The 11,474-nt window shown below is 74.4% G+C and carries 13 protein-coding genes; 5 read left to right on the forward strand and 8 right to left on the reverse strand.

What is annotated here, in order from left to right:
• The first annotated feature begins 37 nt into the window (after positions 1 to 37).
• A complete protein-coding gene (locus tag PIR53_11345) occupies positions 38 to 1,537 on the forward strand; it encodes a PLP-dependent aminotransferase family protein (protein ID WZH50620.1) in 1,500 nt (499 codons plus the stop codon).
• A 5-nt stretch (positions 1,538 to 1,542) separates the two neighbouring features.
• Here the strand turns inward: PIR53_11345 and PIR53_11350 are convergent, their stop codons facing one another.
• The 7 genes from PIR53_11350 to PIR53_11380 form a co-directional block, all read right to left on the reverse strand.
• On the reverse strand, positions 1,543 to 2,400 hold the full coding sequence (locus tag PIR53_11350; GenBank protein WZH50621.1) for a hypothetical protein: 858 nt from the start codon (positions 2,398 to 2,400) through the stop codon (positions 1,543 to 1,545).
• Positions 2,397 to 2,945 (reverse strand): hypothetical protein, encoded by a 549-nt coding sequence (locus PIR53_11355; protein ID WZH50622.1) that lies wholly within the window; start codon positions 2,943 to 2,945, stop codon positions 2,397 to 2,399. The genes PIR53_11350 and PIR53_11355 overlap by 4 nt, the downstream gene beginning before the upstream one ends.
• Positions 2,942 to 3,391 carry a hypothetical protein gene (locus tag PIR53_11360; GenBank protein ID WZH50623.1) on the reverse strand — a complete coding sequence of 150 codons (450 nt, stop codon included), beginning with the start codon at positions 3,389 to 3,391 and terminating at the stop codon, positions 2,942 to 2,944. The genes PIR53_11355 and PIR53_11360 overlap by 4 nt, the downstream gene beginning before the upstream one ends.
• A 281-nt stretch (positions 3,392 to 3,672) precedes the next feature.
• The gene (gene efeB / locus PIR53_11365; protein ID WZH50624.1) at positions 3,673 to 4,938 is read right to left on the reverse strand and encodes an iron uptake transporter deferrochelatase/peroxidase subunit; all 1,266 of its coding nucleotides are present in this window, start codon (positions 4,936 to 4,938) and stop codon (positions 3,673 to 3,675) included.
• Positions 4,935 to 6,128, reverse strand: coding sequence for a peptidase M75 family protein (locus PIR53_11370; protein ID WZH50625.1), 1,194 nt, complete (start codon positions 6,126 to 6,128; stop codon positions 4,935 to 4,937). Before PIR53_11370 ends, efeB begins: the two co-directional genes overlap by 4 nt.
• Positions 6,125 to 7,003 carry an FTR1 family protein gene (locus PIR53_11375; GenBank protein ID WZH50626.1) on the reverse strand — a complete coding sequence of 293 codons (879 nt, stop codon included), beginning with the start codon at positions 7,001 to 7,003 and terminating at the stop codon, positions 6,125 to 6,127. Before PIR53_11375 ends, PIR53_11370 begins: the two co-directional genes overlap by 4 nt.
• A 242-nt stretch (positions 7,004 to 7,245) precedes the next feature.
• Positions 7,246 to 7,500 carry a helix-turn-helix transcriptional regulator gene (locus PIR53_11380; GenBank protein ID WZH50627.1) on the reverse strand — a complete coding sequence of 85 codons (255 nt, stop codon included), beginning with the start codon at positions 7,498 to 7,500 and terminating at the stop codon, positions 7,246 to 7,248.
• A 157-nt stretch (positions 7,501 to 7,657) separates the two neighbouring features.
• Here PIR53_11380 and PIR53_11385 point away from each other — a divergent pair, with 157 nt between their 5' ends.
• On the forward strand, positions 7,658 to 7,978 hold the full coding sequence (locus PIR53_11385; protein WZH50628.1) for a hypothetical protein: 321 nt from the start codon (positions 7,658 to 7,660) through the stop codon (positions 7,976 to 7,978).
• A gap of 35 nt (positions 7,979 to 8,013) precedes the next feature.
• Positions 8,014 to 8,850: a glycosyltransferase gene (locus tag PIR53_11390; protein WZH50629.1), complete on the forward strand. Its 837-nt coding sequence runs from the start codon at positions 8,014 to 8,016 to the stop codon at positions 8,848 to 8,850.
• A gap of 21 nt (positions 8,851 to 8,871) precedes the next feature.
• Here the strand turns inward: PIR53_11390 and PIR53_11395 are convergent, their stop codons facing one another.
• The gene (locus tag PIR53_11395) at positions 8,872 to 9,582 is read right to left on the reverse strand and encodes a DsbA family oxidoreductase (protein WZH50630.1); all 711 of its coding nucleotides are present in this window, start codon (positions 9,580 to 9,582) and stop codon (positions 8,872 to 8,874) included.
• 130 nt (positions 9,583 to 9,712) lie between these two features.
• On the opposite strand from PIR53_11395, the gene PIR53_11400 reads away from it, so the two are divergent.
• Positions 9,713 to 10,645, forward strand: coding sequence for an ATP-binding cassette domain-containing protein (locus PIR53_11400; GenBank protein WZH50631.1), 933 nt, complete (start codon positions 9,713 to 9,715; stop codon positions 10,643 to 10,645).
• Positions 10,642 to 11,463 carry an ABC transporter permease subunit gene (locus PIR53_11405; protein ID WZH50632.1) on the forward strand — a complete coding sequence of 274 codons (822 nt, stop codon included), beginning with the start codon at positions 10,642 to 10,644 and terminating at the stop codon, positions 11,461 to 11,463. The genes PIR53_11400 and PIR53_11405 overlap by 4 nt, the downstream gene beginning before the upstream one ends.
• Positions 11,464 to 11,474 lie beyond the last annotated feature (11 nt).

Below are 11,474 nucleotides of genomic sequence, written 5' to 3' on the forward strand. Positions count from 1 at the left end.
CTTCTCATCCATAGCCACTTCTGGAAGAGTGGCCTGCATGAGCGCCACCGTGACCGCCTCGCGCATAGCCACCCTCGTCGAGGGGTTCGACCGCTCCCCCGCCTACGAGGGTCTCGCCGCGGCGCTGCGGCTCGCGATCGGCGACGGCCGGGTCCCCTACGGCGCCCGCCTGCCGAGCGAGCGCGACCTCACCGGCGTGCTCGCCGTCTCGCGCACCACCGTGACGCGGGCCTACGCCCTCCTCGTGGAGCAGGGGTACGCCGCAGCCCGCCGAGGCGCGGGCACGTTCGCCCAGGTGCCGGGCGGGCCCGCGCGCGCCCGCGACCGGGCGCTGACGCCGCGTCCGACCCGCGCCGTACCGCGGGCCGACGGGCGGGGGGACGCCGGCGGTCTCGGCGACCACGACCTCGTCGACCTGGTCTGTGCCGCGTGCCCGGCGCCGCCAGGGATCGCGGAGGCCTACGCCGCGGCGGCGGACGAGCTGCCCGGCTACCTCGGCGGCCACGGCTACTTCCCCACGGCGCTGCCCCAGCTCGCGGAGGCGATCGCCGCGCGCTACGAGGCCGACGGATTGCCGACCACGCCGGACCAGGTCGTCGTGACGGCCGGCGCCCTCGCCGGGACGGCTATCGCCGCCTCCGCGCTGGTCCGCACGGGCGATCGGGCGCTCGTCGACAACCCGGTCTACCCCAACGCCGTGCACGCGCTGCGCCGGGCCGGGGCCCGCATCGCCACCGCGCCGGTCGGGCGGAAGGGATGGGACCTCGACGCCTACGTCGCAGCCGTCCGCCAGGCCGCCCCGCGGGTCGCCTACCTGATCCCCGACTTCCAGAACCCGACCGGCCACCTGCTCGGGGCCGGTGACCGCGAGCGGCTGGCCGACGCCCTGCGCCGGGCCCACGTCGTGCCGCTCGTCGACGAGTCCCTGCGCCACCTCCGCCTCGACGTGGAGCCCGCCGCCATGCCGCCGGCGTTCGCGTCGCTGGCCCCCGACGCCGTCAGCGTGGGCAGCGCCAGCAAGGTGTTGTGGGGCGGGCTGCGCCTCGGCTGGATGCGGCTGCCGAGCGCGTCGGTCGCCGCGACCGTCGAGGCCCGTCTCGGGCTCGACCTCGGCGCCCCCGTGCTCGAGCAGCTGGTGCTGGCCCGGCTCCTCGCCGATCCCAGCGCGGAGGACGCCCAGCGGGAACGGATGCGCGCCCAGCGCGACCACCTCGTCGCGGCGCTGCGGCGCCACCTCCCCTCCTGGCGCTTCGAGGTGCCCCGCGGCGGCCTCGTGCTGTGGTGCGAGCTGCCCACCCCTGTCGCGAGCCGGCTCGCCGACGAGGCGGAGCGCCTGGGCGTGGCGATCGCCGCCGGTCCGCAGTTCGCCACCGGGGGCGGCCTCGACCGGTTCGTGAGGCTGCCGTGGACGCGCCCCCCGCACGAGCTGGACCTCGCGGTCGAGCGCCTGGCCGCCGCGTGGGACCGCGTCACCGGCGGCACCGACGGGAGCGCCGGCGCGCGTCGTCCCGGCGAGGGCGCGGTGCTGGTGGCCTGACCCCGTCAGGCCGGCACCCCGACCCCGTACGGCGCGTCGTCGTAGCCCGCCGCATGGCGGACCCCGCCGGCGACGACCGTCTCGACTCGGCTCGCGGGCGCGGTCACGATCCGGAGCGCCCGGCCGCCCTCGCCGACCGCGGCGGCGACCTCGTCGAGGTGGGCGCCGACCTCCTGGAGGCGGTCGCCGAGCCCACGCACCGATGCGATGAGCCGCTGCGCCAGCTCGCCCACGCGCTGGACGGCCGAGCGCACCCGCATCGCCAGCGCGGTCAGGGTCGGCGCCGTGCCGACACCCGAGATCAGCACCGGCGCCATGGGCACGAGCCAGGCCACGATGTCGGCGATGGTCTCGCGCACCACCTGCCGCACCCCGGCGACGAGCGAGCTGGCGAGCTGCACCGAGGCGGCCACGCCCGTGGCCGCGACGGAGCAGGCGTCGACGGCGAGGCTGCGGCTGAGGCCGTAGGTCGTGTACGCCGCGGCCGCCGCGCCCTCCCAGTCCGCCGTCACCGTCGCGACCTCGCCCTCGTAGTCCGCCGCCGTCGCCGCGAGCCCCTGCGCCACCGCGTCCCAGGTGGCTGCCTGCGCCAGCACGGCGTCGGGATTGCCGGCGAGGTGGTCGAGGAACTGGTGCAGCGGCTCGATGCGCTCCAGGAGGAAGCCGATGCCCGCGCTCATCAGCGTGCCGACGGGGTCGCTCAGGACGCCCCGCACCTCGGAGACGCTGCACAGCGACAGCAGACCGGCCTCGGCCCAGTCGCCGCGTTCCAGGGCCTCCGACGTGGACAGCAGCGTGTCGACGACCGCCCCGCCGGTGTGCCACGTGCGGGTGTCCCCCTCCTCCACCACCTCGATGCTCACGGAGTCACCCCCTGACCCGGCGCCGGGACCCCGACGGGCAACGGGACCGGTGGGGGCGCGACCGGGGACACCGGCGACCCCTCGAGGCGGTCCAACCACTCCGCCGCCTCGACCACGGCACCGACGACCTGGCGGACCGTCCCCCGGACCAGCTCCTCGCCGACCGCGTGGGCGGCTCCCGCCACGGCCTCGACCGCACCGGCGGCCGCGGGCCAGGCCTGCTCCCGCACGGCGTCCACGGTGCGCGCGATGCCGGTCGCCGTGGTCGCCGCGGCGACGTCGGTGACCTCGACCCCGGTCGCGACCGACCGGACCTCGCTCGCGGCCGTGGCGAGCGACCCCACGGTGGTCGCGCAGGCGGCGATCCCCGTCAGCTGGGTGCCGGCGAGCACGGGGACGAGGAAGGAGCACAGCACGCCGAACGCGTCGTGGTCGGCCGCCGTCGTGCGCGCCGCCTCGAGGGCCGACCGGGGCTCCTCGGCGAGCGCGTCGACGCGGGCCGCGTGCTGCCGCAGGGCCGCCGGGTCCAGGCCGAGGACGCTCATCGCAGCACCTCCGCCCCCGCACCGACAGGACGCCGTCCGACGGCGGACGACGCGCTCGCCCCGGTGCCGAACATCCGCTCCGCGTGCTGCACGACGTGGGCGGTGGTCCGTGCCTCGGCGCCGAACGCCTCCCGCGCCAGCCCGCCGAGCAGCGCCGGGAGCCGACGTCGGGCTGCGACGTTCGCCGCGAGGACGGCCCGCGCCACGGCCGCCCCGCCCTGCGCGGCGACCCGTTCGCCGACGGTCACGTCCACCAGGCCGCCGGCGTGGTCGAGCGTGACGGTCACGTCGCCGCCGTCCGCCGGACGGCCGTGCACCCGCAGTCCGTCGACGGCCGCGGCGTACTGCTCCGCACGGCGCACCTCGGCCGCCGCGCCGGCGACGATCGCGTCGACGGCGTCCAGGGCCTCGTCGGCACCACGGAACCTCGGTCCCTCACTCCTCATGTCTCCCCCTGGGTCTCGGGCGACCGCGGTCCGGTCGCCGTCGTCCCAGGGTGGCCGGAAGGGGGCCCCGGCGGAAGGCACCCTCGTTCGACCTGTGGATAACCGGGAGCCCGGGGTCGGCTGCGGAGTGCCCGCCGCGTCCGTCGGAGGCGAAATGTGGGCCTGGTGCAGGCCGCGCACCGCCGGGAGCGCACCAACCGCACTCTTCCGGCCCCAGGACGAGCCGGGAGCCCCGGATCGATCCTGAGAGCCCCCGAGCCCAGCCGTGGGCCGGCAAGAACTCAGGCGAAGAGCGCCTGCCCGACGAACTCGCCCTCGCGCGTGCCGGGCGGCACGGCGAAGAGCGCGGAGGAGGTGAACCGCAGGTACTCCATCAGCCGGTCGTTGCGCGCCATCTCCGTCTGGTGCGGGATGAAGTGCGTGCGGGGGTCCCGCACGAACGCGATGAAGAACAGGCCCGCGTCGAGCCCGCCCACGTCGGTGCTGCCGTCGACGAAGTTGTAGCCCCGGCGCAGCATCCGCGCGCCGCCGAAGCGGTCGGGGTGCACCACCGCGACGTGCGAGTCCACCGGCATGATCGGGCCGTCGCTGCCCTGCAGCTCGAAGTCGGGCTGCGCGTCCTCCGCGCCGCCGGACAGCGGTCCGCCGGAGCCCTTGAAGCGGCCGATCGACTGCTCCTGCTCGCCGAGCTGCTGGCGGTCCCAGACCTCGATGGTCATGGCGACGCGCCGCGCGACGAGGTAGCTGCCGCCGGCGAGCCAGGAGCCCGCGGCGTCGTCCTCGGCGCCGACCCACACGTGGTCGTCGAGCGCGGCGGATTCCTCCGCGCGGACGTTCATCGTGCCGTCCTTGAAGCCGAACAGGTTCCGCGGCGTGGACTGGCTCGTCGTGGTCGTCGACGTGCGACCGAAGCCGAGCTGCGACCACCGCACGGAGACGGTCCCGAAGCCGATGCGCGCGAGGTTCCGCACGGCGTGGACGGCGACCTGCGGGTCGTCGGCGCAGGCCTGCACGCAGAGGTCGCCGCCCGAGCGCGCCGGGTCGAGCACGTCCGCCGGGAAGTGCGGCAGGTCCGCGAGCGCCTCGGGCCGGCGCGCGGCCAACCCGAACCGGTCGCCGAGCTCAGGGTGCTCGAAGAGGCCCGGTCCGAACCCGAACGTCAGCGTGAGCCGGGACGGCGGCAGGTCGAGGGCCTCCCCCGTGTCGTCCGGCGGCAGGTTCTGGGCACCGTTGACCGCGCCGACCGGACCCGCCGACTGGCCCTGCACCATGCGCTCGGCGGCCTCCGTCCACCGCCGCAGCAGCTCGACCAGCTCGTCGCGGTCGTCGGTGACGACGTCGAACGCCGCGAAGTGCAGACGGTCCTGCGCCGCGGTCACGATCCCCGCCTGCCGCTCCCCCCGGAAGGGGTACGACGCGGGCTCGCCCGCGGTGGCCGTCGCGTCGTCGCCGAGGCGACCAGCGGCGTACCCGCCCGCCGCCAGCGCGACGCCCCCCGCCGCGAGCCCCCCGCCGAGGAGCCCGCGTCGCGAGAGGCCCGCGCTCACGCGACGACGGCCGCGGTCAGCCGCGAGAGCGGCTCGGACAGGGCGTTGACCGCGTCGGACAGCTCGCCGCGCTGGTCCTCGCCCACGGTGTCGTAGGAGACGAAGCCGTCGCCCTCGCGCTGGGCGTCGAGCAGCGTCTGCAGGTCCGCGAACTCCTCGTCGAGCTCTGCCGCCAGGTCGGCGTCGTTCTCGAGCACGATCGGGCGCACGCCCTCGTAGGCGACCCGCGCACCGTCCACGTTGGCCTGGAAGTCCCACAGGTCGGTGTGCGACCAGGCCTCCTCCTCGCCGGTGATCTTGCCGGTCGCGACCTCGTCGAGCAGCCCGCGGGAGCCGTTGGCGATGAAGTCGATCGGGTAGGTCATGTCGGGCGCGTTCACCAGCTCGACCAGGGTCTCGGTGTCCGCGACCAGCTTGTCCGCCAGCGTGGCGCGCTGCTCGTCGGTGAGCGCCGTGTAGTCCGTGGCGTCCTCCGGCCACAGGTCCTTCTCCAGCACGTGCCAGCCGGTCCACTCCTGGCCGGGCTCGAGGTCCGCCTCCCGGAGGTCCATCTCGGGGTCGAGCGTGCCGAACGACTCGGCCACGGTCTCGATGCGCTCCCAGTGCTGGCGGGCCTGCGGGTAGAGCGCCCGGGCCGCCTCGTCGTCCCGTGCCTTCACCAGGGCCGCGAACTCGGTGGTGCCGGTGAGCAGCTGGTCGGCCTGGTCCTCGACGTACGCCGCGTAGTTGGTCTGCGCCTGCTCCACGAGCTCGCTGTCGGACGCGGACGGGGCGGACCCGTCGTCGTCGGAGGCGGCGACGGTGAAGTCGCCCCGGATGCCGTCCCCGACCATGCCCGGCTTGCAGGCGGTCACGTAGTCGCCCGCCCCGACGTTGACGGTCAGCTTCGCGCTCGTGTTGGGCGCGACGTTCTCGACCTCGCCGAGGATGCGCAGGCCGTCGGAGTCCAGCAGGTAGAACTCCGTGACGTCGTCGCCCGCGTTGGTCACGTCGAAGGTCAGCGTGCCCGCCGGCGCCTCGGTGGAGGAGAGCTCGCAGCCGTCGGCCGTCGACGCGACCGCGAGCACCCGGGGGTCCCCGCTGTCGCCCGGGTCGGCGTTCTCGGTGCAGGCCGCCGCCAGCGCGAGCGGCGCGAGCGCGAGCACGGCCAGCGGCACGCGGCTGCGACGGGTCGAGAGGGTGCGGATCATGCGGTTTCCTTCGTGGGAGTGGGGTCGGCCGGGCGGACGGCACCGGTCGGGCGCCGACGGACGGCGCGGAGGAAGAGGAACATCACCGGGACGACGTAGAGGACCCAGACGGTCGCCTCGAGCCACGTCGTCTGCGGCGAGAAGTTGAAGACGCCCTTGAGCACGGCGGCGTAGACGGAACTGGCGTCGTACCAGCTCGTGACGTCCCACGCGAGGCTGTGGAGGCCGGGCAGGAAGCGTGCCTCCTGGAGGTCGTGCACGCCGTAGGCCAGCACCCCGCCGGCGACGAGCACGAGGAAGGCGCCCGTCCAGGTGAAGAACACGGTGAGGTTGAGGGTGACGGCGCCCTTGTAGATGAGCACGCCGAGCACGACGGCGGTCGCGAGACCCAGCGCCACGCCCGCGAGGGGTTCCCAGGTGGGGAGGCCGTCGACGGTGCCCGTGCCGGTCACCGACCGGGTGGTGGACCAGACGATCAGGGCCGTCTCGAGACCCTCGCGACCGACGGCGAGGACGGCGATGACGACGAGGGCGAGCGGGTTGCCGCCCGCCGCGGAGTCGATCTGGCCCCGCAGCTCGCCCGCGAGCGAGCGGGCGTTGCCCGCCATCCAGAAGATCATCCAGGTGACGAAGCAGACCGCGACGATCGACAGGCTGCCGCCGATGGCCTCCTGCGCCTCGAAGGTCAGGCCCCGCGGGCCGAACGTGAGGACCGCGCCGAAGGCGAGGCTGACGGCGACGGCGAGGCCGACACCCACCCAGATCTTCCAGAGCAGGGCGGAACGGCCGGTCTTGACGAGGTAGGCCACGAGGACGCTCACGACGAGCGCGGCCTCGAGACCCTCCCGCAGACCGATGAGGTAGCTGGCGAGCACGAGCGCAGACTCTAGACCCGCGGACTTAGGTTCGCCTCACCTGACCGGCAAGAAATTGCCAAGAGCCGTCGGGGCGAGCGACCGCCGAGCCCGGGGATGCGGGACACGACACAGGTGCTTGACCACCCTTTGGTGGGCATCTATACATGGTGTCGACGACGCGCCCTCCCGACCACCGACACCAGGAGCCACCTTCCGATGACCTCGCCCCGACCAGCTCGCGGCCGCGCCCGCGCCCGCGGTCAGGTCAGCCGGGGGGCACCCTCGAGCAGGGTCGCCACGTCGATCTCGAGCACCTCGCAGACCGCGAGCAGCGTCTGCAGGCGGGGGTTCATCGCGACTCCCGGGCGGGACTCCCCCTTCTCGAACTTCTGGTAGGTGAATCCCGCGACGCCGGCCAGGTGGGCCACCCGCTCCTGACTGAGGCCCTTGCGCTGGCGCGCCTGCTGCAGCCGGACGCCCACCTCGCGGGAGAACGTCTTCCACTCGTCTTCCATCACCGCTCCACCATCGCCGCGCGGTCACCTCGCTACGACCATCAATATATGTGAATCTCGGGATCACACCGCGGGCCTGTGGAGGACGTCCCGTCGCGCGGCGAGGTCGTCGGTGGTGGCGCCTAGGTTCCGAGCAGACCGACGACGGGGGTTGCCGATGCACGACGTACGACCGACCTGGCTCAGCGAGCCGTGCCCGCACTGGTGCGTGGCGGAGCACCGACAGGACGACCACCCCGACGACCGGGTGCACCGCGGCGAGAGCACGACCCTCGCGGGCTTCCTGGCCCACGGAGCGGTGCCGACCGAGTTCGAGGAGGAGCCGGCCCACCTCGTGATCCAGGTGATGCGGCCCGTCGGCGGCTCGACCACGTGGGTCGAGGTGCGCGAGACCGAGGGGGCCCGACACCGCCTGACGGTCACGCTCGCGACGGCACGCGACCTCGGCCGACTCCTCACGCGCATCGCGCCACGGTGACCATATCGTGATGGCCATTTATATATGGTGTTCGGGTGACCGAGCCCCTTGCCCGCCTCGCCGCGCCCATCGACCTGCTCCTGCTGACGCGGTTCAACGTGAAGCGTCGCGGGCGCACCGCGAGCGACCCCTGGCTGCGGGAGCGGGTGCGCCTCTTCACCCGCGTCTGCCTGCCCTCCGTGGCCGCACAGACGGAGCCGCCGACGCGATGGCTCGTCTTCTTCGACGGCGGCAGCCCCGACTGGCTGCGTGAGGTCGCGCACGAGCTCGGGGAGGGCACCTTCGAGCCGGTGTGGCTGCCGGGCGAGGTGCCGATGTCGGTGTACGCCGAGCACGTGCGCCGCCACAGCAGCGGTCCCTGGGTCGCCACGACCCGGCTCGACAACGACGACGCGCTCGCCCGGGACTTCGTCGCCCGCACCCGCGCGGCCCTGCGGCCGACGGCGGAGTTCCTCAACTTCGCGTCGGGGCTGCAGGTGACGGCGGAGGGCACCGTCCACCGCCTGCGGGACCCCTCGAACGCGTTCCTGACCCGCACCGAGCGCCGGGCAGAGGCGACCACCGTCTACGCCGTGCGCCATCCGCGCGCGGGCGAGGTGGCGCCCGTGCGGCAGCTCGAGGGGCCACCCATGTGGCTGCAGCACATCCACGGCGACAACCTCGTCAACGCCGTCCACGGCATCCGGGTGTCCCCCACCGCCCTCGACCGCTTCGACGTGCGGATCGACGTGCGTCCGGTCGGTCCGGTCGCCCTGGCGGCGGCCCGCGTCATCGACGTCGCCCGCGTCGTGCGTCGCCTCGTCCTGCGACCGACGCGGCTGCGCTGGGCCTGGCGGGTGCTCCGCAGCCGCCTGGGGTCCCGCCCGCGGTGAGCGGACGGGGACCCGCGGCGCTCAGGCCCCCGGCACCGCGCAGCCGTCGGGACCGCACGCGTCGGCGTCGTCCCCGCCGACCTGCACGAGGGACGGGTGCGACTGGGCCCAGGCCCGCTCGAGCACCTGGGTGAACACCTCGACCGACTGCGCCCCCGAGACCCCGAAGGCGCGGTCGACGACGAAGAACGGCACACCGGTGGCCCCGAACGCACGCGCCTGCTGCACGTCCGCGGCGACCGCGTCGGCGTACTCGTCGCTCGCGAGCACCGCGTCCACCCGCTCGGCGTCCAGGCCCGCCTCGACCGCGACGGCGCGCAGCTCGGCGGGGTCGGACAGGTTGCGGGCGTGCTCGAAGTACGCCGAGAGGAACGCCTCCTTGACCACCACCTGCTGGGCAGGACCGCCGTCGGCGAGCGCGAGGTGCAGCAACCGGTGGGCGTCGACGGTGTTGCCGTGCACGGTGCGGTCCTGCTGGAAGTGCAGGCCCTCCTCGCGGGCGATGCCGTCCACCTGGGCCATCATCTGCGGCGCCTGGGGGCCGTACTTCCGCGTGAGCGCGTCCACCGTGCGCTCCGTGCCGTTCCGCGGCGCCGAGGGGTCCAGCTCGAACGAGCGGTAGACCACCTCGACCTCGTCGGCGTGCTCGAAGGACGCCAGGGCGGTCTCCATCCGGCGCTTGCCGATGAAGCACCACGGACACACGACGTCGGACCAGATCTCGATGCGCACGACCCCTCAACCCCGAGGGGTCCCGCTCCATTCCCCCTTCCGCCCCCGGCCGACCCCGGGGGTCACCCAGGGTCGTCCCAGGGTCCGTCCCCGATGCCGCGGGCCCCCCGGACGGACGAGGCTCGGGACCATGATCGACGTCAACGGACTGACCAAGACGTACGGCGCGCACCGCGCCGTCGACGACGTGAGCCTCACCGCCCGCCCCGGCCGCGTCACCGGCTTCCTCGGCCCCAACGGCGCCGGGAAGTCCACGACCATGCGGATGATGGTCGGACTCACGCCCCCGACCTCCGGCACCGCGCGGATCTGCGGCGCGGCGTACGCCGACCTGCCGAACCCGCCCCGCGAGGTCGGGGTGCTGCTCGACGCCTCCGCCCAGCACGCGGGCCGCACCGGACGCGAGATCCTCACGGTCGCCGCGATGACCGCCGGGCTGCCCCGCAGCCGGGCGACGGAGATGCTCGACCTGGTCTCCCTCACCGCGGAGGAGGCCGACCGCCGGGTGCGCAACTACTCGCTCGGCATGCGCCAGCGGCTCGGGATCGCCGTCGCGCTGGTCGGCGACCCCGAGGTGCTCGTGCTCGACGAGCCGGCCAACGGGCTCGACCCGGCCGGGATCCGGTGGATGCGCGACCTGCTGCGCGGGTTCGCGGCGGACGGTGGCACGGTGCTGCTGTCCAGCCACCTGCTCCACGAGATCGAGGTGATCGCCGACGACCTCGTCGTCATCGGCCGGGGGCGGATCGTCGCCGAGGGCACCAAGGCGTCGCTGCTCGAGCGTGCCGGCACCGTGGTGGCGCCCCTCGAGGTGGCCGATGCGGCCGCGCTCGTGCAGGCCTGCACCGCGGCCGGGCTGGCCGTGACCCGTCAGGGCGACGGGTCGCTCCGCGTCGAAGCCGACGCCCCCGTGGTCGGCCGGCTGGCCCACCAGGCCGGTGTGCCGCTCGCCCGGCTCCAGCCCGCGGGCGGCACCGGGCTCGAGGAGATGTTCCTGCAGCTGACCGCCGACACGCAGCGGGAGACCACCACCACCACGACGAACGGAGGGATGGCAGCATGAGCACGACCGTCGACGCCGGACCCGTCACCGCCCCCACCCCCGCCGTCCGGTCCGCGCGCACCGACCTGCGACGCCCCTCGTTCGGACGCCTCGTGCTCGTCGAGGCCCGCAAGACCTTCGACACGCGGGCGGGACTGTGGCTGTGCGCGAGCATCGTGCTGCTCGCCCTCGTCGCGACGGCCGCGGTCATCGCGTTCGCTCCCCGGGCCGACCTGGACTACGGCCAGTTCGCCGGCGCGATCGGCACGCCCATGGCGATCATCCTGCCGGTCCTCGCCATCCTGTCCGTGACCAGCGAGTGGAGCCAGCGCAGCGGGCTCACCACCTTCACGATGGTGCCGCAGCGCGGGCGCGTCATCGGCGCGAAGGCGGCCGTCGCGGCCATCGTGGGTGTCGTGTCCATGCTCGTCGCCCTGGGCGTCGGCGCGGTCGGCACCCTGGTCGGTTCCGCCGTCGCGGGCATCGACCCGGTCTGGGACGTGACCGTCGCCCAGTTCACCTCGATCGTCATCGCCAACCTGCTCGGCATGGCGGTCGGCTTCATGCTCGGCGTGCTGCTGCGGAGCTCCCCGGCCGCGATCGTCGGCTACTTCGTCTACTCCTTCGTGCTCAGCACCCTCAGCTACACCCTGGCCGCCTACCAGGACTGGTGGGCCGACCTGCAGCCCTGGCTGGACTTCAACTACGCGCAGACGGCGCTGTTCGAGGACTGGCCCACCGGCCAGGAGTGGGCGCACCTGGCGACGGCCTCCGTGCCGTGGCTCCTCCTGCCCCTCGCCGTGGGCCTGCTCCTGCTGCGGCGCTCCGAGGTGAAGTGAGGACCTGACCG

The organism is Nocardioides alkalitolerans (assembly GCA_038184435.1).
In the GTDB taxonomy this organism is placed as follows: Bacteria; Actinomycetota; Actinomycetes; order Propionibacteriales; family Nocardioidaceae; genus Nocardioides; species Nocardioides alkalitolerans_A.

Coding starts and splice junctions, on each gene's coding strand:
- PIR53_11360 (WZH50623.1), bottom strand. CDS start 3,391: ATGAGGAGTGAGGGACCGAGGTTCCGTGGTGCCGACGAGGCCCTGGAC.
- PIR53_11355 (WZH50622.1), bottom strand. CDS start 2,945: ATGAGCGTCCTCGGCCTGGACCCGGCGGCCCTGCGGCAGCACGCGGCC.
- PIR53_11345 (WZH50620.1), top strand. CDS start 38: ATGAGCGCCACCGTGACCGCCTCGCGCATAGCCACCCTCGTCGAGGGG.
- PIR53_11370 (WZH50625.1), bottom strand. CDS start 6,128: ATGATCCGCACCCTCTCGACCCGTCGCAGCCGCGTGCCGCTGGCCGTG.
- PIR53_11400 (WZH50631.1), top strand. CDS start 9,713: ATGATCGACGTCAACGGACTGACCAAGACGTACGGCGCGCACCGCGCC.
- PIR53_11405 (WZH50632.1), top strand. CDS start 10,642: ATGAGCACGACCGTCGACGCCGGACCCGTCACCGCCCCCACCCCCGCC.
- PIR53_11385 (WZH50628.1), top strand. CDS start 7,658: ATGCACGACGTACGACCGACCTGGCTCAGCGAGCCGTGCCCGCACTGG.
- PIR53_11380 (WZH50627.1), bottom strand. CDS start 7,500: ATGGAAGACGAGTGGAAGACGTTCTCCCGCGAGGTGGGCGTCCGGCTG.